Here is a 22,807-nt window from a genome sequence, read left to right as displayed (position 1 = left end):
ATGGCAATCTGGATCAAGCTCTCTGCGGGCATGGTTACCGGTCCAGACGTGTCCGCAGTCATTATCTTGCGATGGCTCTGTCTCAGTCCGCAGGCGCAAAATCGAAACAGATCGGTGAATCCGGTGCAGTCGATGACCTCACGGCATAGGCAAATTCCACCTTCGTCGAGCTGGCCGCGCAGCCATCTTTATCAGGCGCTTGAAGCCAGATCGGAGGAAGATGGGCTAGGATACATCCTGAATTGGTTTATCGCATTATTCATTTGCGTCAGCGTCCTTGCAACAGTTCTGGAGTCCGTTCCTGAACTGCGCGCTCGTTACGCTGCCATCTTTCGTGGGATCGAGTACATAAGCATCTCGATTTTCAGCTTTGAATATTTGATCCGTATTTGGATCGCCCCAGAACATGTTTCTTATCAGGGTAAGTCGGCGCTTGTTGCTCGCCTTCGATACATTATCAGCGCTTGGGGGTTCATTGATTTGTTGGCCGTTGCGCCGCTTTGGTTCGCGATCTTTGGCGGCGTTGACTTGAGAGGATTGGTTGTCTTCCGGATGATGCGAATTCTGAAGCTGGTTCGCTATTCCTCTGGAATGAGTTCGCTTATGGAAGTGTTGTGGGCTGAGCGCCGAGCGCTCGGTGCTTGCCTGATCATCCTGATCTGCTGCACTGTTATTTCCGCAAGCCTTATGCATGCGATCGAAGGCACCATACAAAAAGACAAGTTTGGCACGATTCCTGATGCTATGTGGTGGTCGCTCGTGACGTTGACCACGATCGGTTACGGCGACGTGGTGCCTTTGACAGGAATAGGCAAACTGGTTGCCGCTGGCACGATTATAGGTGGTCTAATTATGATCGCATTACCGGTAGGTATTATTGCTCACGCCTTTTCAGATGTCATTCACCGTCGGGATTTCGTCATAACTTGGAGTATGATCGCGCAGGTTCCCGCGTTTTCTCATCTCAAGGCCGAAAATATCGCAGAAGTTATGGGTCTTTTACGCGCGCGTCGCTACGAGAAAGGAGAGGTAATCGTGCGCCGTGGAGATCGAGCCCATGCCATGTATTTCGTCGCAAGTGGCTCGATAGAAATCGAGCTTGCGGAGAATCATAAAGTTCAATTGAGCGTGGGCCAGTTTTTTGGCGAGCAGGCATTGTTGCGCCGGACTAGGCGTTCAGGAACGGCCAGGGCGTGTACAAGAGCGAAGCTCCTCGTCTTGGATGCCACTGATTTGGAGATGCTGATTGAACGTGAGCCTTATATTGCCTCGCATATCCGGCGGGTTGCATCGCAGCGGGCGGAGATCGCCCCGCTAACAGGGGCATCGAAAGAGCCGCCAGCCGTCGACCTCGGCTGATTGACCATCTTCGCATTTCGTCGTTGATCTAAAGTAGAGGCCCGTCCGCCGCGCCGATGTTAGAACTCGTACCCTGAGGGTTAGGTCTTCTGGGTAGTATGCGTACTCCCGGCGTGTGCGCTGAGTTCGGCTTTGACGCCGTCTGCACACCTTGCCAGTTTCTGATATTCAGTAGCCACCCGAACCAGACGAGCCTTGAGCTGGGGATCGTCGACGGATTTCACTTTGTCTAAAGTCAGTTTTGCCCGACGACGCCAGTGATTGGCGTTATAGACTTCCCGCGGCGTCAGAATGTGATGATCGACATATGGCATGTCTTTTCTCCGCTCTCGACGAATCCATGCAGAAATTCCGCCCTGGGTTTAGGTGCGTCCGGATCAGAAATGGCAAGAGTGGCCAGCCCAGCGATCCGGACTGGCCACGAGCTCCATCAGGCAATTCTAAGGTTATCTTCAACCTGGCTCACGCCGGCAGCAGCCCAAGCGGCTTGTTCGGCGATGGTTCTTTCATGCCAAGCGTGGATTTTGCCGTTGAGAGTGACCTTGTTGCCGGAGACTCCAACAATGATGTTGCTGGATTCCATCTGTACATTGCGCTTCAACGCCTCTTCGATACGGCGCTTGACATCGGGAGCACTGACCTTGGGGGGGCGAACTTCAATAAGATTGGTGACACCCAGAACACCGCTAAGCCGACGCACAGCCGCCTCTGCATTATTTCTTTGAAATGCCCAGTCGGCGTAGCCCTTGAGGGTCACCCATCCGTTTTGAACCATGACCTGGATGTGCTCGTCGGGAATCGTCGTATCCCAGGCGATAATGTCGAGCGCGCGTTTTGCGATTTGGTCGTCAGCAGTTTTTTTCTCATCGGGGTAACGGACCTCGATGTCTTGGGCGATGCCGTGAACACCTTTGACGCGCTGGGCAGCATTTCCCGCAGCGATGCGTTCGGCATAACTATTGACATACCCCGTCAGGGTGACGACTCCATCCTTGACGGCGACTCCGACATGGCTCGCGTCTACCCGCGGGTCGAAGTCAAGTTCATCGAGAATATCTTGGCGCAGTTGGATATCGCTCATGACTGGAACTCCTTCGTGATAGCGAAGTGAATTAAAGCCTGCTGCAAGACGCCTCGTTTGATCCATCTCAAGGCCAGTAAACTTGTATTTTCGGCAATACGGGAACGACTGAAAGAGGCGACTTAGCCAAAATGCGAGATGCAGGCACGCCTGCGAGATCGCATGCTTTGTCAATCTATCGTCAGATAATGCAGAAGGAGTGTTTTCACGCCATCGAGCACGAAGGCGAAGATGGCAGCAACTCCGAATAATCCGGCGATGATCGGAACAGGCAGGGGTGCCATTAATGTTCCGGTCATAGCAAGCGATGGTACCAGCGCAAGATCGATGATTGAACAGGTGACGACGATTTTGCTCGGGCGCGAGGACCAGAGGTGGCGCCGCTCTCTGACGACATAGTAAATTGCCTGGCCGCTCACCACCAGATTGACAAGAGTCAATGTCTGCATCGTCTCGATCGGCAGATGCAGCCGTGCATGACCGATCCACAGAACGAGGACACAAAAGAGCAGATCGAATGCTCCCATCATGATTCCCATCAGGGTCAGATCGCCGATTTTCCACGTATTTGGTCTGGGCGAAGGAACGACGTTGTCAGTGGTGGATGACATCGCCAGAAAATCGCCGGTGATCATCGAAATCACTACGAGCATCGGCGTCAGAATGGCGTGTCCCGTCATGAACAGTCCAATTCCGAGATAGGGAACCTGCCGAACCTTGTGCAGAATCGAGCGCAATGTGTAGGTAAGAATACGCTGGAACGCGATACGTCCCTCGGTGACGGCGCTGACGATTCCGGACAACCCCGGTTCTGTTAGAACAATCCCGGCGGCAGATTTGGCAACGTCCGTTGAGGTGGATACGGCGATGCCGAACTGCGCTTGCCGCAGCGCCGGCGCATCATTTGCGCCGTCGCCGCACATTCCTACGATATGGCCGGCCGATTGAAATGCTTTGACAAGAGTGAACTTGTCTTCCGGGAGGCAACCGGCAAAAACCGTGAAATCTTTTGGGTCTATCCGATCCGGTATCGTTTTTCCCGTGAAGACTTTTCCTTCGAGGCCGACGGCTCGTGCAACTGTTGCAGCAGTCTCGGGCGCGTCTCCGGTCACCATCACGACATGGATGCCCATCCGCTGCAGGGTCCTGACGCAATCATGCGCTTCTGGTCGCGGCGGATCGCTGAGTGCGAGCAACCCCACAAGACGCATTTTCCCGGCAGATCCTTCGGCGACGCCAAGGACTCTCAGGCCTTGATTTTCCAACTCGGCGGCCTTGCGGGTGGCGAGCGGCGCGCAAACACTGTCTTTTGCTACATAAGCAAAAGCGCCTTTGATGATTGTCCTTTGTATTCCGGATGAGTCCAGCACCATCGCTTGCGCGATCTTGGTGCCGGGATCGAACGGCGTGAATCGCACAAGTCTCAGATCGACGGGAGCCTGCCTGGCAGCCTCGCGCACGGCGGCGTCGATGGGGTCCAATCCGCCGTCGGAGCTGGCGAGCAGCGCCAATCCAAGAATGCTGTTTTCATCGTATCCATCGAACGGCACAACCTTTGCGATCGCAAGCTCGTTCTGAGTCAGAGTGCCGGTCTTGTCGACGCACAACACGTTCATGGTAGCTGCTTCATCGACGGCGGAAAGCCGTGTCGGCAGTACGCCTGTTTTCGCAAGTTTCTGGGCACTGTTCGCCGCAGCAAGCGTGAAGGTAGCGGGCAGAGCGACTGGCACAGAAGCCAGCACTGCAATTAAACCCAGCGGTAGAATCTCCTCGACGGGGAGTTTGAGGAAAATCGAATATCCGATCAGGGCAATCGCAAATATGCCATTGGTTATTGCGAGATAAAGGACGACTCGAAAGATGGCCTGCTGCTGGGAACTCGCATTGTGAGCCGTGCGCACGAGTTCGGCGGTTTTCCCGAATTTTGTGGCATGACCAGTCGCAGTGACCTCGGCGACGGCTTCGCCACGCCGGATCAGGGCGCCAGCGTAAGTATCATGGCCGGCCCCCGCTTCGACGGGGAGGGATTCTCCGGTGAGCATCGACTGATCGAGCAGGACGGAGCCGGATTTCAGGCGGACATCGGCTGCCACGACGCTTCCCAGAGATAGTTTAACGATATCGCCGGGTACGAGCTTCTCTGCGGGCAGGATCGTCCATGCTCCGTCGCGAAGCGCCGTCGTTTTGAGCGCCAGTCGTTTTCTCAAGGCTTCCAGCGTCGCTCGGGCGCGGCTCTCCTGAAAGAAGCCGAGCGTTGCGTTGAAGATCAGCAATACGGCGATCAGGGAGGCTTCGATGTACTCGCCGAGAATGATCTGAAGGATGATCGCGGCTTCCAACAGGCAGGGAATGGGCGCAAGAAACTTGGCCCACAACAGGCGCCAGGTGCTTTCCTCGACATCAATCGCGGAGTTGGGCCCAAAGGTCTGGAGGCGGCGGTTTGCCTCTTGTGTCGACAGGCCAATATCCTTTTGAGGAGGGCTGATCACCGCCAGATTGCCTGCCATAGCGCCATCATTTGCTGGTATCGATCATCGCCCTTTCTAGCAGCCGCCTGTATTGGCTTTTTGCCATAGGTCAAACAACAGATGGCGGAGCTAAGACGATGCGGAACCGATGGCGGATCGGAAGCGCACGAGTACCAGCCATACAAACAGAACGCCGATGCTGCTGATTGCCAAGAACTCTGGCCAGACGATGTCCAATCCTGCACCCCGGTAGAGAATCGCCTGAGCAAGAGCAACGAAATGTGTCGAGGGAGATGCCTGCATAATGGTCGCAAGCCAAGGCGGCATACTCTCCAGCGGGGTTGCGCTGCCTGAGAGGATATTCATCGGAGTTGCCACAAGCATAAAGAGCAAGCCAAGCTGCGGCATGGATCGAGCCACGGTGCCGAGAAACAGGCCGAGCGCTGTCGCGAAGAACAGATATAGGATGGTGCCGAACAAAAATAACGGAATGGAGCCGGCAATCGGAATCTGCAGAAGCAGCCGAATCACGAGATAGATTGCGAGAGCGACGGCGACAGCAATCACAAGCCCGTTCGCCCAGATCTTTGACATCGCGATTTCGAAAGGGGTGATCGGCATAACCATGAGGTGGTCCATGGTGCCGTGTTCCCGTTCCCTGACGAGGGCGGCGCCGGCAAGGATGATCGCCAGGATATTGACGCTGCCGATGATGCTCATCACACCGGTGAACCAAGCGGTCGTTACGTTGGGATTGAAGGCGATCCTGATAGCCAGATTGACAGGCGACAGCGGCGTGCCTTCGTTACGCGACAGAAACTGTGCAATCTCGGTATTGATGATCTGCTGGGTATAACCGGAGCCGAGTCCGGCTTGGACCATGGCGGTGGCATCGACATTGACCTGAATGGCAGGACGATGCCCCGCAATAACGTCCCGCTGAAAGTTTGGCGGAATATCAATGATGAAGGTATACCGGCTTGCATTCATTAGAGGTTCGATGTCGGCTTCCGCGATCAGGGCAGGTGGCTCGAAGTTTGGCATGAGAAACGCATGCGTAATCCGCCGCGATAGTTCGGAGTGGTCTTCGTCCACCACAGCGATCGATGCGTGATACAGCTCCTGAGAATTGCTTTGTGCCTGACTGATGATGGCTAGTGAAAATGAATAGACTACAAAGGCAAGTAACACCCAGTCTCTGAAAAAGCTCCGCAACTCCTTGGTGCCAAGCCAAAATATGTTGGAGAGGCTTCGCATTGGCTTTTCATCGTTCTTGCTTCGGAAGCAGCCACAGGCTGAGCATCGTCAGAGCCGGAATGAACAGTACCAAAAGCAGGATGCTGGAGGTGAGATCGGAGAATCCCAATCCCTTGGTGAACGTCCCGACACTAATCGGCCGGTAATAGGTCATGGGAAAAGCCAGGCCGATCACCTGTGCCGTTCCCGACAGGGAGGATACTGGTGTCATCATGCCGGAGAACTGCTGGGCTGGAAGGATGGTCAGGATTGCCGTTCCGAACAGCGCCGCTATCTGGCTGCTGCAAAATGTCGAGATCAACATTCCGTAGCCGGTGGTGGTGAAGACATAAATGATTGTGCCGACAAGCAGCGCTAGGAAACTGCCCTTCAGGGGTACCCGGAAAAGCAATGTGGCGATCATGAACATGACCGTAAAGTTGATCATCGCGACTGCGACATAAGGCAACTGCTTGCCGACGAGGAATTCCAGCCGGGTCACCGGAGTGACGTACAGATTGGTGATGGAGCCAAGTTCTTTCTCACGCACAACGGCAAGGGCCATCAGGATGGCCGGAAACAGCGCCAGCAGCATCGCAATCGTCGACGGTACCATCGCGTAGATACTGTCAAAATCCTGATTGTACTTGAACCTGACTTCGATATCGGCGGGGGAGGGGCTCGGAGGCTGCATTGTCTTGATAGCGGGGTCGCTCAGATAGAGCTGGTGCATACCCTGGAGATAGCCGCGGATGGTTTCCGCTCGAAAAGGCATGGCTCCATCGATCCATGCAGAGACCCAGACCGGCCGGTCTCGCTTGATGTTCAATCCGAAATTCGGGGGAATTTCGATGCTGACATCGATGCTTCCATCCTTCAAGCGCCGGTCGAGGTCTGCGTAATCCTTAAGCGGGGCCTTCTCGACGAAGTAGCTCGATCCCCTGAGTTCTTCGAGATAAGCGCGACTCTCGGGAGTCTGGTCTCGATCGAGAACGGCAAATGTCAGATTGTTGACATCGGTCGATATTCCAAGGCCAAAAACGACCATCAAAAGTGTCGTGCCAAACAGCGCGAACATGAGGCGGATGGGATCGCGGATGAGTTCGAGGCTCTCTCGAATGGTACAGGCGATCAATCTCTGGAGGCTCAGAAAGATAGCGGGGCAGTCTCGGTGGCCTGTTCGTTCCGATGTGGCGCCAGTAGCTTGCGGCGGGTCGTATGTCATCGACGGAATATCGATGGATCTCGTCTGTTCGCTCGGATCCTCCTGCTCGAGGAATTTGATGAAAGCCTCCTCAAGATTGTTGCCGTTCTTGGCCCGGATCAAGCCAGCGGGCGTGTCGGTGGCGAGCACCCGCCCTTCGTGCATCAGCGACAGTCGATCACAACGCTCGGCCTCGTTCATGAAGTGCGTCGATACGAGGATGGTCATGCCTTCGTTTTTCGATAAATGGATCAGCAAGTCCCAGAACTGATCGCGGGCCACCGGATCCACGCCGGAGGTCGGCTCATCCAGTATTAGAAGGTCTGGCTTATGAACGATGGCAACCGCGAGTGATAGCCGCTGTCTGATCCCAAGCGGCAGCTCGGAGGCGAGGTTGTCGAGGTAGCCGGTGAGATCGCATTTCTCGACCAGTTCGGCGATCCGCTCTTCCGCAAACTTTTCCGGAAGATAGAAAAGCCTGGCATGCAATGTGAGATTTTGCCGAACCGTCAATTCGCTATAAAGCGAAAAAGATTGCGACATATAACCGACGCGGCGGCGAGATTCGATGGTGTCAGCTGCCAGCCGCTTTCCGAAGATCAATGCTTCGCCTTCGGTGGGGGGCAGAAGGCCCGTCAGCATCTTCATGGTGGTTGTTTTGCCGGATCCGTTCGAGCCGACAAAACCGAAGATTTCACCTTGCAGGATCGTGAAGTTGACCCGATCGACGGCGGTGAAACTACCGAAGCGGCACGTCAGGTTTCTTGCGACGATAACGGGTTCCGTTGGCGTGGCGAGTGGGTGAGCATTTCTTTTTTGGGTGGAAGCGAGCCCCCGCTGCGGAAGCAATGTAACGAAGGCGTCTTCGATAGATCCTGTGTGGGTCTTTTGTTTCAGGTCGGACGGCGTGCCTGCAGCAAGGATTCGTCCTTCGTTCATGGCAATCAGCCAGTCGAAATGTTCAGCCTCTTCCATGTAGGCCGTTGCAACGACCACGCTCATCTCCGGTCGGCGTGCACGCAGTCTGCCGATAAGATCCCAGAACTGTCGGCGTGACAGCGGATCGACGCCGGTCGTGGGTTCGTCGAGAATCAAAAGATCGGGATCGTGAATAAGCGAACAGCACAGACCGAGCTTCTGCCGCATTCCCCCGGAGAGTTTGCTGGCGGGCCGGTCCGCGAAAGGCGTCAGTCCGGTGCTTTCCAGGAGTTCTTTGATTCTCCACTCGCGTTCCCGACGGGGCTGGCCAAACAATCTGGAAAAGAACTCGATATTTTCACGAACGCTGAGGTCGGGATACAAGTTCTTGCCGAGCCCTTGCGGCATGTATGCGATTTTGGGGCAGGCCTGAGCACGTGCAGAAGCGTTTGAGATATCGACGCCAAGGACCGTGGCGCAGCCCTTCTGGATTTTGCGCGCGCCAGCAAGGATCGCGAGCAGCGACGATTTCCCGACGCCGTCGGGGCCGATCAGTCCAATAAGTTGGCTCACGGGAATATCGACCGATATGTCGTCCAAAGCTGTCACCGGGCCGTAGTTGAGAGAGAGGTCTCGAACGACAGCGGCCGGGCTATCACAGCCGCTCATGGGGTGCTCTCAAGCTTTGCGGGCCAACCGACTGAATGATCCCAGCGCACATAGGTCTCGCCTGGCAGGCCGCTTCTGATGGCATCGCTATGTGCGAGCAAACGATCCTGATCGATTCGCACCCGGATTCGAAACATCAGCTTGTCGCGCTCGCTTTTCGTTTCCACGGTCTTCGGTGTGAACTGAGACAGGTTCGCGACGAACGAGACTTTCGCAGGAATGGGATGATCTGGGTAGGCGTCAAGAACGATGCGTGCATCGTCGCCGACCCTGACCTTGCCTGCTTCCGCAGTCGGCAGATAAATGTCCATGTAGACATATGAGAAGTCGAGCATGGTGAAGACCTTGCCTCCGGCGGGAAGAACTTCACCAATATTGGCAAGCCGGTATTGGATTCGCCCTCTCTTGGGCGCGACGAGGGCATTGTCAGCGATCTGGACTCTATAAAAGGCGGCGTCGTGCTGTGCTGCGCTGAGAGCATGCTCTGTTTGAAGAACCCTGGCTTTCGCGGCAGTCAGGCCGGCATTGGCGCCATCAAGCTGTTGTTGCCGTTGGTCCATCAATTCTTTTGTTGCCCAGCCACTCTTCAACAAGGTGCGCGTTCGCTCGATCTCCTGTTCTGCGAGCCTCTGCTGGGTCTGTTGCTGGACAAGGTTTGCTTGTGCTTCGTCGATCGCCTTCTGCGCTTGCCGCGCCGTCGCTTCGGATTTTGACAGGGACTGTTGGATATCCTGAGTATCCATTCTGGCGACGACCTGGCCGGGAGACACTAGGTCGCCGATGTCCGTTCCTAATTCGGCGATTCTGCCTGCGTATTTGGTGGCGATATCAATTTCGTCCGCTTCGATGCGGCCGTTTCCGTCACTGATCCCAATCGGGAGTGACGGGTGCAACCGTTCCCACCAGTAGTATCCTGCTCCACCAGCCGATAGAGCACCGAGCAGCAGCAGGACTGCAGGCAGCCAGCGCAGCCTGGATGTTCGATTGTCTCGTAGTTGAACCACGGGCAAGTGTGCATTGTCGGGGGAGACGACGATCCCGCTCTCAGATGAGGTTTTGTACGTCTGGGGTTCTTGTGAAATGGAGTTCTCTTGATCCACAACCATGCTTGGACTCCGCACAGAAACCTCAGTCGCACTTTCTCACCTGAAGTGCTTGATCTGGCTCAATTGCATAAAGGTTGTCTGCTCGCGCGGATGGTTCCTGCGAGTTTTGTAACGAAATCAACTAAGGCGAGTAGTCGGCAGAATTCTTTCACGTGGCCAGGAAGCATTTCTAGCGGGCTTTGGTTCGCAGCGGGCAGAAACTGCTGCGCTAACTGGTCATCGAAAGAACCTCTGGCCGTCAATCTCGGCCAGCTTCAACTCAAGCTTCAGAGCGATAATCCGCAAGGTACTTTTCGATTTCATAAATCGGTTGTTTCGTGAGATCTTTCTCGATTTCGGCAAGAATGTGCTTCCGGATGGTTTCAGGCAGAGCCTTACGCAGGTCGCCGATCACACGGGGCGGTGCGATGATGACAATGCTTCGGACGCCCTCGTTTTCAACATAGCGGCTGAGAGAGGCTGCGGTTGTTTCGACGAACCGATGTTCTTCGACGACATGCCAGTCCGTGGTTTCCAGCGCGCTGCGTCCCGTGGTGGCGCTCTCGTGAACACGGCCGGGACGATCGGTTCCCTGGTCTCTGGTCGGGGGATTGTCGTCTTTGAACGCGCGCGCGACGACGAGATTGGGATAGACATCGTCCCCGGCATTGCGAAGAAAAAGCGCCTTGGTGCCGTCGGCCACGAGGACCAGCGAGGCGGGGCGCAGCTTGAGCTTGGTCATGGAAAGCGGTCCTCCTGTGAGTGAGCAGGCAAAATCCTGCCCTGCCGCACCTCAGGGGGCATCAACCCTGCCTATCACTGTGCCGGGTTCCACAATGCTGTTTGGTCGTGCGTAGATCGTCAGCCGCCCGGGGCTAGGTGACTTCAATCTCCGAAGTTGATTTTCGATCCGAAGATCGACAACAGGATCGTCCGAAGCAACGGTCGCGCCATCGGCGACAAGCCACTTCTCGATGATTCCCTCAGGGAGCATTCTGGTGATCCAGAGATCTGGCTGAACGATCAGGTCGGTCATGATTGGTCCTCCAACAAGGGGAAACGGGATCGTGGATTCGTAAACAATAACTTTGATACGCGGAAAGGCCGGGCTCACCTTGACATCCATCAAGGTAGGCCGCGCGCTTGAATGGCAGTTTTGCGAGACAGTCAAACGGCGGAGCGGTTTGCTTGCCGTTATGGAATGAGACGAAAGGCTTTTCGGATGCTGAAGCAAATATCCCTTGGCGCCTTTCTCGTCGGCGGGCTGGTCAGTTCGTGCTGGGCAATGGAAGACCCCGCGGTTCAGCGTGGGAGGACGTTTGCGCGGGTCAATTGCGCGCAATGCCATTCAATCGATCGCGTGACGGCCAGTCCGCTCAGGATAGCGCCGCCATTCCGGACGCTGCATACGCGATATCCTGTCGAGACACTCGCCGAGGCGCTTGCGGAGGGCATTTCGACCGGGCACCCGAGCATGCCGGAATTTCGGTTAGACCCCGACCAAGTCGGGGATTTCATTGCATTCCTAAAGACGTTCGAGCAAAGCCGCTGAGTTTGTGACCCCACACTCGGGATTTGCGGATATCTCGTCTCCTCGACCTCATTTGAGGTTGCCGGCAGTCCAGGTCACGATCTGTTCGGAGGCCTCGTGGAAGGCCCGGTCGAGAGCCGACACCGCAGTCTTCGCATCGAGATGCGTCACCGGCTGACTGGAGCGAAAAACGCGGGAAGCCATGATCCGCCCCGATTTGGCGACAATCTTCACTGCGAGGGATACCTCGGCGGTCGGGTTGCCAGAGATGTCAACTTGAAAACGCTGGATGTCGCTCAGCAGCGTTGCATCGGTTTGCACCCCTTCAGTCGGACGGACTGGCGCTTTCTCCTCGCTGTAATTTTCGAAGCTCTCTATCAATCTCGCCTGAACGAGCTTGGGGATGCTGTCGGCCCATTGCGCCTGCACGATGGAGGCATCGAGACTCTCGCTCTCCGGCGTTACGACCAGGCGTTGCGTATCGAGGGCCAGAATCGCGGTCGGCTCCGGAATGACGAGCTGGAGCGCAAGTGGATGTCGGGCAGGGTATGTCTGAACGGCTTCGAGATCGTAGATGTGTTTCTTCGTCTCCGAAGCGCCTCCCCCCGTCATCCTTTCCAGTCCCGCGATGATACCATCGAGACGCCCTGTGTTGCGGGCCAGCCCTTCGGCAAACGTGCTCAGGTTAACGATAGTATCGTGGAGTGGCTGCGAATTGTCGCTAAGAACGGAATCAATTTTCCGGAGTGCCTCGCGGGCTGCCTGCGTCATGCTCTGGCCCGCCCCGGGGGAGGCAACCAGAACCCCAACGGGTGCCGTGGCGAGCGTGTCCTTGTTTCCTTCCAATGCCACCACAGGAACGCCGGTCAGTCCCTGAAATTCCAGCCCCACTTTGGTGTCGGAGCGGACGGGCGTATCCGTCAGAACGCTGATCGATGCATTCACCCGGCGGGGCCTTTGAGGATCGAGCGCAAGGCGGGTTACTTCGCCGACGCGTATCCCGTTGAACAGGACGCCTGCGCCGACCAGCAATCCCGGCACGGGCTCGTCGAACTGTACCTGATAGACGCTGCGCGCGCCGATGCCGCCGGCATTGTTCAGCCAATAGACAAAGCCGAAAATGGCTGCCGCGATCGAGAGGACAAACAGGCCGACGATAATGTAGGGAGCGCGGGTCTCCATCGGGACTCTCAGCTGTTGTGGGGTTGGAGCATTTCGGAGCGCGCGCCGTGGAAATATGCGCGCACCCACGGATGCGTTGATTCGAGAAGGGTATTCATTGGGCCGATCGAGACGATCTTGCCGTCGGCCAGAGCGGCGATCCTGTCGCAGACAGTGTGAAGGCTGGCCAGGTCATGCGTCACCATGAACACGGTGAAGGCCAGTGTCTTTTGCAAGGTTCGGATTAGTGCGTCGAAATCACCGGCTGCGATGGGATCGAGCCCGGAGGTCGGCTCATCGAGAAACACGATCGCGGGGTCCAGGGCCAGCGCGCGCGCAAGCGCGGCGCGCTTCGTCATTCCGCCCGACAGCTCTGACGGGTATTTGTCACCGTCGGCCGCGCTTAAGCCCACCATTTCGAGCTTTGCATCGGCTACCTCATCCATCAGTTCCTGAGACATGGAAAGGTGTTCGCGCAGCGGAACCTGAACGTTCTGGCGGACGTTCAGCGACGAGAATAGGGCGCCTTGCTGAAAAAGGATGCCCCAGCGCGCAGCCGATTCCTGTGTCTGTCTGTCGTCGGCGCCGTGAATTTCAGCCCCCATCACGTCGATTATGCCGCTTCGCTTCGGGATCAGTCCGATGATGGAGCGCATCAACACTGACTTACCCCCGCCGGAGGCTCCTACGAGGCCGAGAATCTCCCCGCGCCGAACATCGAGCGAGAGATGATCGAGGACCGTATGCTTGCCGAACGCGACGACGAGATCGTGGACGTGAATGGCAATGTCGGAACGCTGGTCAGTCATGGTCACATTCCGATCGATGCAAAGAAGACCGCGAACAGGCCATCAAGGACGATGACAAGGAAGATCGATTTCACGACCGATGTCGTGGTCTGCCGCCCCAGCGACTCGGCGCTTCCCTTGACGCGCAGTCCTTCGCTGCTGGCGACGACGCCGATGACGAGCGCCATGAATGGTGCCTTAATCAGGCCGACTTCAAAATGAGTGACCGACACCGCCTCGTGAAGGCGGGCGATGAAAATCGCAGGGCTCATGCCTCCGTAAAGCCACGAGATCAGGCCGCCGCCGTAGAGAGCCGCGATCGATCCGATGAATGTCAGGATCGGCAGCGCGACGACCAGGGCGATGACGCGCGGGAGCACCAGCACTTCAAGCGGATCGAGGCCCATCGTGGTCAGGGCATCGATCTCCTCGCGCATCTTCATGGAGCCGAGTTCTGCGGTGTAAGCGCTGCCGGATCGTCCGGCGACCATGATGGCGACGATTAGCACGCCGATTTCCCGCAAAACAAGGATACCGACCATGTCGACGACGTAGGCATCGGCGCCGAATTTCCGGAAATGGAAGATGCCCTGCTGGGCGATGATGGCGCCGATCAGGAAGGTGATCAGCATGATGATGGGGACGGCCTGCCACCCGACCTTGTGCAACTGATAGACCGTGGATGTCAGCCGCAAACGGCCCGGCTTGAAGACGAGCCTTGCGAGAACGCTGCCGAGGCGGCCCAGCATTTCGAGAAAGACCAGCAGTTCCTGCAGAGAGGCGACGGTCGATTGGCCGATCTGATAAAGCTTGAACAGAACGGCATTCTGATGCTCGTGCGCCGGAGGGTGCAAGTTGACAGAATGCAGTTCCTCGATAAGTCCCGCAAAACGTTCGCGGATGCCCACGGTCTGGATGTCTGAGCCCGCCTGCCGGATGCGGCGGACCATGCGCTCGAGAAGCCATGCACCGATGGTGTCGATCTCGTCGACGGCCGACATGTCGAGTTGTAAAATCTGTGCTTCGGACACGGTGCGCGTGGCCGCTTCGACGGCAGGTTCGAGTATCGAGACCTGAGATGCCGTCCAGGAGCCCGCAACATACATCTGTGCGCGGCTATCGGTCAGGCTTGTCGTCAATTTCGGCGCGGCGGTCATGGTTTGCTCTCAAGCCTGCTTCCGGGAACCAGTAAGCGGATTGCTCTGCGAGCCGTGTTGATTTGTCTCAAGGATTCCAGTGGCCATAGCTTGAGGGAGGTCAATCTCGGAGAGATCGCAGGGGCTATGCTGTTCAAGCGTAGTGGGATCGACAGTTGGGAGGCACCATGTCGAAACTCGAGCCGATATTGAACAGCAGTCTGCCGCCTGCTTTTCGCAGGGTGCACCTAAGTCTTGCGCGCGAGCCGGACCATCCTGCGGGTGACGAGCAAATCGGTTATGTGCTTCTCGTGCCGCTGACCTCTGATGGTAAAATTGATCACGAGCTTTGGCGTGACCATAAGGATGCCTGCCGCGTCACGCGCGTGAGGCCGGATGAAGCCGACGTTCATGGCCATCTAGTCCGCCGTCCGGGCGGTACTTGGGCGTTTCGTTACGAGACGGCGCCCGATGAGGCGGGATATCATTTCGAGGATGAACGGTTCGTCGAAGGGGAATACGTTTCGATCCGGGAGGAGGGCGAGCCCCATCCTTTCCGCGTGGTGCGGGTAGAGCGTCTCTAACGCGGCCGGTTTCGAAAACAAAAAGAGCGGCAGGGCACGTGCCTTGCCGCTCTTTTTGTTTGCTTACTCACGCCGCGGTCTTGACCTCGATCTTTTTCACCTGCGAGGGCGCGGGTTTTGGTACTGTCACTTTCAGGATGCCTTTGGAGATCGTTGCCTTGATAGTGTCGAGATTGACGCCGGACGGCAATTCGACCGTGCGAAGGAACGAACCGTAGCTTCGTTCCACCAGATGATAATCTTTCTCTTTCTCCTCGCGTTGATTCTTTTTCTCGCCGCGGATGGTGAGCAGATTGTCGGTCACGTTAATCTGAACGTCCTTTTCCTCGAGGCCAGGGAGTTCGGCCGTGATCTCGATCTCCTTGTCGGTCTCGGCGACATCCATGTTGGGAACGACCGGATTCTGCGAGAACGGCGCGAAGCTGCGCGTGAAGCCGTCGAACAGGCGATCGATTTCATGCTGCAGCATAGAAAATGGATTCTGCTCCCGGCGAGCAACGGCGCGGTCCTGGGTTACGGGGATTACCGATTTCGCTGTCATAATAGCCTCCGTTTCAGAGCACATGCTCTAGTGTCATCTTTTCCGATCGATTTGGCCCGGTGTTGAGGAAGGTCAAAGATCGTCCAGTTGCCGGCCTTAGGAACTGAGTCAGCCAAGAGGTTCGCAAATGCGCGCGATGGTTCTCAACGGACCGGGAACGGAACTTGTGATGACCGATCTTCCGGATCCCGTGCCGCAGCAAGGTCAAGTCCGCGTGAAGATCGGCGCTTGCGGTGTCTGCCGTACCGATCTTCACGTTCTGGACGGCGAGCTGCCGCACATCAAATATCCGATCGTTCCGGGGCATGAGATCGTCGGGCGCGTGGATGCCATTGGGTCTGGTGTTTCGAATCGTCGCGTCGGCGAACGGGTCGGTATCCCCTGGCTTGGTCACACCTGCGGAGAATGTTTCTATTGCCGGAGCAAAATGGAAAATCTCTGTGATAGCCCTTTGTTCACGGGCTATACGCGTGACGGTGGATTTGCGACCCACACCATTGTCGATGCGGATTTTGCGTTTCCATTGGGTGAAGTAGGTAGCGATGAGGCGCTTGCGCCATTGCTTTGCGCGGGTCTGATCGGCTGGCGTTCTCTGGTCATGACTGGGGATGCAAAGCACCTTGGCATATACGGGTTCGGCGCGGCTGGTCATATCGTCGCTCAGGTGGCGAAGTGGCAGGGCCGCTCGGTGTATGCGTTCACCCGCAGCGGCGATACGGCGGCGCAAGTTTTTGCAAAAGAACTGGGCGCGGTTTGGACCGGATCGTCCGAGATGCTGCCGCCGGAATCCCTCGATGCAGCGATCCTGTACGCGCCTGTCGGGTCGCTTATCCCCACAGCGCTGCGCGCGGTGCGGAAAGGCGGCCGGGTTGTCTGCGCGGGCATTCACATGAGCGATATCCCGTCTTTCCCCTACAGCCTGTTATGGGAAGAACGGCAGGTAGTTTCGGTCGCAAACCTTACGCGGCACGACGGCGTCGAGTTTCTCAAGATCGCCCCCCAAGCCGAGGTCCGGACACGCACCACGGCATTTCCACTGGAGCGGGCTAATGATGTGCTCGCGATGTTGCGAAGAGGCGATCTTGTCGGGGCGGCGGTGCTGAAACCTTGATTGGCAAGCGCGCCTGCTTGATCCGCATCAAAACGACTACGTGGCGCTGAGGTACTCCTTGCTCAACCAAAGGAGAGAAACATGCGCGTCCATCAGGTCATGACCCGGAATCCCATTACTGTTACCGAAGATACTTCTCTGAGAGAAGCTGCCCTTCTGATGCTGGAGAACCGTATCAGCGGTCTTCCCGTCGTCGATAAGTTTGGCAAGCTCGTCGGCATTATCACGGAGGGAGATTTCGTTCGCCGCGCGGAGATTGGTACTCAAACGAAACGTGCGCGGTGGTTGGCCTTTTTTGTCGGCCCCGGCAGAGCGGCGACTGAGTTTGTTCACGAGCAGGGCCGTAAGGTTGGAGAAGTGATGAACTCACGGCCTGTGACAGTTACTGAGCTGACCAGCCTTGAGGAAGTGGTGCGCCTTATGGAGAAGCACAACATCAAGCGGCTCCCGGTGGTGAGGGGAATGCAACTTCTGGGAATCGTGACCCGCACAGATTTGTTACGCACCGTCGCCAGTCTGGACCGGGAGGTTCCTGATCCGACGGCGGATGACGACCATCTTCAGCAGCGGATTGTTCGCGCGATCGAGCAAAACGCTTGGCGTCCGATCAGTTTCGGTATTCGCGTGCGCAATGGAATTGTCCAGATCGACGGCATCATCACTGATGAGCGATCGCGACAGGCCTCCGTTGTCGCCGCGGAGAATATTGAGGGCGTCAAAGAAGTTCACGATCATCTCTGTTGGGTCGAGCCGATGTCTGGCCTGAGTCTTTTGTCTCCGGAAGACGAGCGCGCTGCGACCCGAAGCTGATCCAGACCAACGTGACTTGATGCTTAGCAAGCACACAGGTCTCTCAATGGCCTGATTTCACAACTCAGGCCGGCGGTTAAGAAGTTTCAACCGCCGGCCTCGGTTTGTAAGCTGTCTCAGGCTTGCGTGTGGACCAATTTCTGGAGGTGCTTGGCCAGAGGGCTGCGTACAAAATCATCTTTTGCGTAGCATAGTCGTTCGATTTCGTCGCGCGTATAGGTGAAGCCGGCGCTTTTCATAAGCGCGCTCTTCTGTTCGCAAGGCGAGAGCCTTTGAAATTCAACCGCGGCGTCAGCAAGGGTCGGGTACTTTATGATGATTCTTCCCCGGATGAGATCGGCAGGCTGTTTTTCGTCGACGAGGATTTTATCGAGGTGCATTTGCCTTCTCCCGAAATAAGGCGCCGCGGCTGCTCACCGGGCTCACTTATTTTAGGATAGTGCGTCGGGGGCGTGTGCCTTTGATCTTCCGCAAGATGCATGGCGCACAATGCCGGGATAGGGCAGCACTGCTGCCGTTACTCTTTCGCCAATTCAGAGCACTTCTCGGCAACCGCACGGAAGGTATGTTGTGCGATCACCAGTTCTTCATTGGTCGGAATGACCAGAACTTTAACTCGGCTGTCCGGCGTGCTGATCGTCGTGGCGTGCCGCTGATTGTCTTGCGTATCGATCTCAAGGCCGAGCCATTTGAGCTGATCACACACCATTTGTCTGATTTGAAAAGCGTGTTCACCGATGCCGGCGGTGAATACCAGACCATCCAGTCCACCCAGCACAGCAGTCAGCGCGCCGATTTCCTTCACGATCCGATAAACGAATAGTTCGATCGCGTCATGGGCATGTGGATCCTTGCTCTCCAATAACACTCTCAAGTCACCCGACAGGCCCGATACACCCAGCAGGCCGGATTTGGTGTACAGCAACTCCGAGAGTTGGGCAGTCGTCATCCTTTCCGTCTCAGCGAGAAACAGAATCGCGCCCGGATCTATACTCCCGCAGCGTGTGCTCATCAGGAGTCCGTCGAGGGCGGTAAATCCCATCGTCGTCTCGATGCTTCGACTGGCCTTCAGTGCGCAAAGGCTCGCGCCGCTTCCCAGATGGGCAACGATAACACGGCTGTTCGTCAGGCCTGCTGAAACGGCGCCGAGCGTTTCCGCGATGTATTCATATGACAGGCCATGAAAGCCATAACGGCGAAGTCCGTCGGCTTCGTAAGTCCGGGGGAGACCGAAGCGGGTCGCAACTGCCGGAAGGCTGTGATGAAAAGCGGTATCGAAGCAGGCCACCTGAGGCAGGTTGGGACGCAGGGCTGCAAGCAGATGGATCGGATGGAGGTTATGCGGTTCGTGGAGAGGGGCGAGCGGGGTGAGGCGGGTGAGAGTGTCCAGAAGTTCCGGCGTTATGAGTTCGGGGCCGGTATGGTTCGGCCCACCGTGGACGACGCGATGCCCCACAGCAAACAGCGCGTCCGGGCCGAGAAGAGTTTCAGAGCGCCCGAGGACGCTCGAGAGAATCTCGGAGAACTCGGGACACTCCCGATCCCATGTCTGACCGTCGACCTGTTTTCCCGTGGCGTCCTTAATCTGCAGGACAGGGATTTTGTCGATCGAGCTTACAATGCCTTCGAAATTTAGGCTCAACGCGCTGCAATCATCGATACGATATATTGAAAATTTCAGGCTGGATGAGCCTGCGTTGATCGTCAGAATTGCCTTTCCCACCTCGCGCACCTCCGATCGAGTACCTGCATCTTGAGGATAGGGTAGTGATTCCAATGGGCCACTCTTTAGTGTCGGGAAGAGAAGCCTATTCTAGGCTTTTAATCCAGTAGACCTATCGCATCCGGTAAAGCCCTTAGGATATCCACCTGAATTTAAGCGGGCGACAAGGAGACCTAAAAGAGGGGCCCGCGCGTTCCGAGGAGGCCGCCCATGCAGATCCAGTCCAGTGCCCTGCGCTTGAAGCAACTGCCGACGATCCCGCCGTCTTCCGACCGTTTCAGTATCATTGCCAATCACTGTGGGTTGGTTTCGACGGAGTTCAACTACGGAAAGGACGAGGAAATTTATGGCGAGGAAGAGGTTGCCGAATTTGTCTATCAGGTCGTCCGCGGGGCGGTTCGAACGTACAAATTGATGAGCGACGGCCGACGGCATATTGGCGCATTTCATTTGCCAGGTGATGTTTTCGGTCTTGAATCAGGTTCGACGCACCGGCTCAGCGCCGAAGCCATCATCGATACGACGGTCCGCTTGGTCAAGCGACGCAGCCTTGATACGTTGGCCGAAGCGGATGCCAAGGTCGCGCACCATCTGTGGACGATCACGGTTGCGGACCTCAAGCATGCAGAAGACCATATGCTGCTGCTCGGGCGGAAAACAGCAATGGAACGAGTCGCAACATTCCTGGTCGAGATGGACAAACGGCTTTCCTCAGCCAGCATGATGGGGTTGCCGATGTGTCGTCGCGATATCGGCGACTATCTGGGACTGACCCTTGAGACAGTCTCTCGCGCCTTATCCCAACTCAACGATGAAGGCGTTCTGGCATTTTCAGGTGCCCGACACATCACGCTTCGTGACCGTCACCGTTTGGCAAGCATGCTGGAATGACGCGGCGCCAGCTGGATTAAACACAAATCCGCGATGGAACCCTATCGCGTGCTAACTTTTGCCGAGCTGGCAGCCTTGTTATGCAGCCCGGCGATCAAAGATATTCCTCCTGTATGCACGCCGGAGGTCACATGGTAGCGGATAGGCTCCTGACGGATCACGAGCTTGGTCTCATTGATGCCTGGTGGCGGGCAGCGAATTATCTTTCCGTCGGGCAGGTCTACCTGCTCGACAACCCGCTGCTGAAAATTCCGCTTGCCATCGAGCACGTCAAGCCACGGCTTCTGGGCCACTGGGGAACGGTGCCCGGGCTAAATTTCATCTACGTGCACCTCAATCGTCTCATCAAGGCGCGAGACCTGAATGTCCTGTTCGTGACCGGGCCGGGGCATGGTGCGCCAGGGATTATTGCGAACGCTTATCTCGAGGGTACCTATAGCGAACTTTATCCTGCTGTCACCCAGGACCTTGAGGGCATCAAGCGCCTGTTTCGGCAGTTTTCGTTTCCTGGTGGCATTCCAAGTCATACCGCGCCTGAAACGCCTGGTTCGATCCATGAAGGCGGCGAACTCGGCTATTCGCTATCCCACGCCTTCGGGGCGGTCCTCGATAATCCGGATTTGATCGTTGCCTGTGTTGTGGGTGACGGCGAAGCGGAAACCGGGCCGCTGGCAACGAGCTGGCACAGCAATAAATTTCTCAATCCGGCTTCGGACGGAGCTGTTCTGCCCATCCTTCATCTCAACGGCTACAAGATCGCCAATCCGACCGTCCTTGCGCGAATCTCATCCGAGGAAATCCGATCGCTGTTCGAAGGCTACGGTTACGCTCCGATTTTTGTCGAGGGCGAGGATCATTTCGAGATGCATCGGAAGATGGCAGCCGCGCTCGCGACGGCCTTCTTGGATATTGCCAAAATTCAAAAGCGGGCTCGAGGCGAGATCACGCCGGAGCGTCCTCGCTGGCCCATGATCGTTCTCAGAAGCCCGAAGGGATGGTCCGGACCGAAGATTGTGGATGGCCAGAAGGCCGAGGGATCGTGGCGATCACATCAGGTCCCGTTCAGCGACATGAAGAAGCCGGGTCATCTGCAACTGCTGGAGCACTGGCTTCGAAACTATATTCCTGAACGGCTGTTCGACGATCAGGGCAAGCTCCGCTCAGAGATCGCAACCCTCGCGCCGAAGGGCGCCAGGCGGATGAGTGCCAACCCTCATGCCAATGGAGGGGCCGAGAGGCGGCCTCTTTGTCTGCCCGATTTCACGACATTCGCAGTTGATGTCGAGACGCCGGGAAAGGTCGATGCTGAGGCCACGCGCGTGCTGGGGGGGTTTCTGCGCGACACTATGTCGGCGAACAAAGCCAATCGTAATTTCCGCGTCTTCGGCCCGGACGAGACCGCCTCAAACCGATTGCAGGCTTTGTTCGAAGTCACCGACCGGTCATGGGATGCCGAAAGAATTCCGGATGATGATTATCTCAGTCCCGATGGCCGTGTGATGGAAATCTTGAGCGAGCATACCTGTCAGGGATGGCTTGAGGGCTATCTTCTGACGGGGCGCCACGGTTTGTTTTCCTGCTATGAAGCGTTCATCCACATCGTGGATTCAATGTTCAATCAGCACGCCAAGTGGCTCAAGACTTCGCGGGAAGTGCCGTGGCGGCAACCGATCGCCTCGCTGAACTATCTGCTTACCTCGCATGTCTGGCAGCAGGATCACAATGGTTTCAGTCATCAGGATCCCGGCTTCATCGATCATGTCGTCAACAAGAAGGCGGATATTGTTCGCGTCTATCTGCCGTTCGACGCGAACAGCCTGTTATACGTGGCCGATCACTGTCTGCGGAGTTGGGACCGCGTCAACGTCATCGTTGTAGGCAAGGCGCCAAGTCCGCAATGGCTGTCAATGGACGCCGCGATCAAGCATTGCACGCAGGGCATCGGAATTTGGGAGTGGGCCAGTAATGACAGGGGCAGCGAGCCGGACGTCGTGATGGCTTGCGCGGGCGACGTCCCGACACTGGAGACTCTTGCTGCTGTTGACCTGCTCAGGCAACAAACTCCGGAACTGAGAATCCGGGTGGTGAATGTCGTCGATCTGATGACGTTGCAATCAAAAGAGCAGCACCCGCATGGGCTAACCAACAACGATTTCGATGCGTTGTTTACCACGAACAAGCCTGTGATCTTTGCTTATCATGGCTATCCGACGTTGATCCACCGGCTCACCTACAAGCGTGCCAATCACGCCAACATCCATGTACGAGGCTATGAGGAGGAGGGCTCAACAACGACATCGTTCGACATGGCCGTTCGTAACAAACTTGATCGTTTCCACCTTGTAGCCGATGTTGTCGATCGGGTGCCACAACTCGGCGCGACCGCTGTTTATGTCAAGCAGGCTATTCGCGACAAGCTGGTCGAGCATGAACGCTACATTCGGGCTAACGGCTTGGACTTGCCGGAGGTGAGGAACTGGCGATGGAAAGGTACCAAGTAACTCGTCAAAG

The 22,807-nt window shown here is 56.6% G+C and carries 21 protein-coding genes; 7 read left to right on the top strand and 14 right to left on the bottom strand.

Annotation, left to right across the window (positions count from 1 at the left end; translation table 11 throughout):
• Complete coding sequence (locus tag HMPREF9697_RS11220; RefSeq protein WP_002717332.1) at nt 1-1,359, top strand: cyclic nucleotide-gated ion channel; 1,359 nt, start codon at nt 1-3, stop codon at nt 1,357-1,359.
• 80 nt (nt 1,360-1,439) lie between these two features.
• Here the strand turns inward: HMPREF9697_RS11220 and HMPREF9697_RS11215 are convergent, their stop codons facing one another.
• The 8 genes from HMPREF9697_RS11215 to HMPREF9697_RS21715 form a co-directional block, all read right to left on the bottom strand.
• Nucleotides 1,440-1,673, bottom strand: coding sequence for a hypothetical protein (locus HMPREF9697_RS11215; protein WP_002717331.1), 234 nt, complete (start codon nt 1,671-1,673; stop codon nt 1,440-1,442).
• 116 nt (nt 1,674-1,789) lie between these two features.
• The gene (locus tag HMPREF9697_RS11210; RefSeq protein WP_002717330.1) at nt 1,790-2,440 is read right to left on the bottom strand and encodes a BON domain-containing protein; all 651 of its coding nucleotides are present in this window, start codon (nt 2,438-2,440) and stop codon (nt 1,790-1,792) included.
• Nucleotides 2,441-2,610: 170 nt separating this feature from the next.
• On the bottom strand, nt 2,611-4,947 hold the full coding sequence (locus HMPREF9697_RS11205; protein WP_002717329.1) for an HAD-IC family P-type ATPase: 2,337 nt from the start codon (nt 4,945-4,947) through the stop codon (nt 2,611-2,613).
• Between the two features lie 90 nt (nt 4,948-5,037).
• A complete protein-coding gene (locus HMPREF9697_RS11200; RefSeq protein ID WP_002717328.1) occupies nt 5,038-6,165 on the bottom strand; it encodes an ABC transporter permease in 1,128 nt (375 codons plus the stop codon).
• Between the two features lie 7 nt (nt 6,166-6,172).
• The gene (rbbA, locus tag HMPREF9697_RS11195; protein ID WP_002717327.1) at nt 6,173-8,935 is read right to left on the bottom strand and encodes a ribosome-associated ATPase/putative transporter RbbA; all 2,763 of its coding nucleotides are present in this window, start codon (nt 8,933-8,935) and stop codon (nt 6,173-6,175) included.
• Complete coding sequence (locus HMPREF9697_RS11190; protein ID WP_002717326.1) at nt 8,932-10,041, bottom strand: HlyD family secretion protein; 1,110 nt, start codon at nt 10,039-10,041, stop codon at nt 8,932-8,934. Before HMPREF9697_RS11190 ends, rbbA begins: the two co-directional genes overlap by 4 nt.
• Before the next feature lie 259 nt (nt 10,042-10,300).
• The gene (locus tag HMPREF9697_RS11185; RefSeq protein WP_002717325.1) at nt 10,301-10,762 is read right to left on the bottom strand and encodes a baeRF12 domain-containing protein; all 462 of its coding nucleotides are present in this window, start codon (nt 10,760-10,762) and stop codon (nt 10,301-10,303) included.
• Between the two features lie 51 nt (nt 10,763-10,813).
• Nucleotides 10,814-11,056: a lipoyl domain-containing protein gene (locus tag HMPREF9697_RS21715; RefSeq protein WP_002717324.1), complete on the bottom strand. Its 243-nt coding sequence runs from the start codon at nt 11,054-11,056 to the stop codon at nt 10,814-10,816.
• Nucleotides 11,057-11,242: 186 nt separating this feature from the next.
• Between HMPREF9697_RS21715 and HMPREF9697_RS11175 the strand changes: the two genes are divergently transcribed.
• On the top strand, nt 11,243-11,572 hold the full coding sequence (locus HMPREF9697_RS11175) for a c-type cytochrome (RefSeq protein ID WP_002717323.1): 330 nt from the start codon (nt 11,243-11,245) through the stop codon (nt 11,570-11,572).
• A gap of 48 nt (nt 11,573-11,620) precedes the next feature.
• Here HMPREF9697_RS11175 and HMPREF9697_RS11170 read toward each other — a convergent pair whose 3' ends face one another.
• Genes HMPREF9697_RS11170 through HMPREF9697_RS11160 form a run of 3 tightly spaced genes read right to left on the bottom strand, consistent with a single transcriptional unit; the run spans nt 11,621 to nt 14,657 of the window.
• Entirely contained in the window at nt 11,621-12,733 is a 1,113-nt protein-coding gene (locus HMPREF9697_RS11170; RefSeq protein WP_002717322.1) for an ABC-type transport auxiliary lipoprotein family protein, read from the bottom strand.
• Between the two features lie 8 nt (nt 12,734-12,741).
• On the bottom strand, nt 12,742-13,521 hold the full coding sequence (locus tag HMPREF9697_RS11165) for an ABC transporter ATP-binding protein (protein WP_002717321.1): 780 nt from the start codon (nt 13,519-13,521) through the stop codon (nt 12,742-12,744).
• Nucleotides 13,522-13,523: 2 nt separating this feature from the next.
• The gene (locus HMPREF9697_RS11160) at nt 13,524-14,657 is read right to left on the bottom strand and encodes an ABC transporter permease (RefSeq protein ID WP_002717320.1); all 1,134 of its coding nucleotides are present in this window, start codon (nt 14,655-14,657) and stop codon (nt 13,524-13,526) included.
• A gap of 167 nt (nt 14,658-14,824) precedes the next feature.
• On the opposite strand from HMPREF9697_RS11160, the gene HMPREF9697_RS11155 reads away from it, so the two are divergent.
• A complete protein-coding gene (locus HMPREF9697_RS11155) occupies nt 14,825-15,220 on the top strand; it encodes a hypothetical protein (protein WP_002717319.1) in 396 nt (131 codons plus the stop codon).
• A gap of 67 nt (nt 15,221-15,287) precedes the next feature.
• Here HMPREF9697_RS11155 and HMPREF9697_RS11150 read toward each other — a convergent pair whose 3' ends face one another.
• Nucleotides 15,288-15,761, bottom strand: a complete 474-nt coding sequence (locus tag HMPREF9697_RS11150) for an Hsp20/alpha crystallin family protein (RefSeq protein ID WP_002717318.1) — start codon at nt 15,759-15,761, stop codon at nt 15,288-15,290.
• Nucleotides 15,762-15,888: 127 nt separating this feature from the next.
• On the opposite strand from HMPREF9697_RS11150, the gene HMPREF9697_RS11145 reads away from it, so the two are divergent.
• Complete coding sequence (locus HMPREF9697_RS11145; RefSeq protein ID WP_002717317.1) at nt 15,889-16,872, top strand: zinc-dependent alcohol dehydrogenase family protein; 984 nt, start codon at nt 15,889-15,891, stop codon at nt 16,870-16,872.
• Between the two features lie 81 nt (nt 16,873-16,953).
• Entirely contained in the window at nt 16,954-17,682 is a 729-nt protein-coding gene (locus HMPREF9697_RS20395) for a CBS domain-containing protein (protein ID WP_002717316.1), read from the top strand.
• A 116-nt stretch (nt 17,683-17,798) separates the two neighbouring features.
• On the opposite strand, the gene HMPREF9697_RS11130 is transcribed toward HMPREF9697_RS20395, so the two are convergent.
• Together HMPREF9697_RS11130 and HMPREF9697_RS11125 are read right to left on the bottom strand one after the other, a co-directional pair.
• Nucleotides 17,799-18,062, bottom strand: a complete 264-nt coding sequence (locus HMPREF9697_RS11130; RefSeq protein WP_002717315.1) for a hypothetical protein — start codon at nt 18,060-18,062, stop codon at nt 17,799-17,801.
• 137 nt (nt 18,063-18,199) lie between these two features.
• Nucleotides 18,200-19,459, bottom strand: a complete 1,260-nt coding sequence (locus HMPREF9697_RS11125) for an acetate/propionate family kinase (RefSeq protein ID WP_244597948.1) — start codon at nt 19,457-19,459, stop codon at nt 18,200-18,202.
• Between the two features lie 156 nt (nt 19,460-19,615).
• On the opposite strand from HMPREF9697_RS11125, the gene HMPREF9697_RS11120 reads away from it, so the two are divergent.
• The gene (locus HMPREF9697_RS11120) at nt 19,616-20,296 is read left to right on the top strand and encodes a helix-turn-helix domain-containing protein (RefSeq protein WP_002717313.1); all 681 of its coding nucleotides are present in this window, start codon (nt 19,616-19,618) and stop codon (nt 20,294-20,296) included.
• A 131-nt stretch (nt 20,297-20,427) separates the two neighbouring features.
• The gene (locus HMPREF9697_RS11115; protein ID WP_002717312.1) at nt 20,428-22,797 is read left to right on the top strand and encodes a phosphoketolase family protein; all 2,370 of its coding nucleotides are present in this window, start codon (nt 20,428-20,430) and stop codon (nt 22,795-22,797) included.
• The last annotated feature ends 10 nt before the right edge of the window (nt 22,798-22,807 follow it).

This window comes from Afipia felis ATCC 53690, assembly GCF_000314735.2.
Taxonomy (GTDB): domain Bacteria; phylum Pseudomonadota; class Alphaproteobacteria; order Rhizobiales; family Xanthobacteraceae; genus Afipia; species Afipia felis.
The sequence above is the reverse complement of the archived record's forward strand: the minus strand, read 5'-3'. Positions and strand labels throughout refer to the sequence as shown.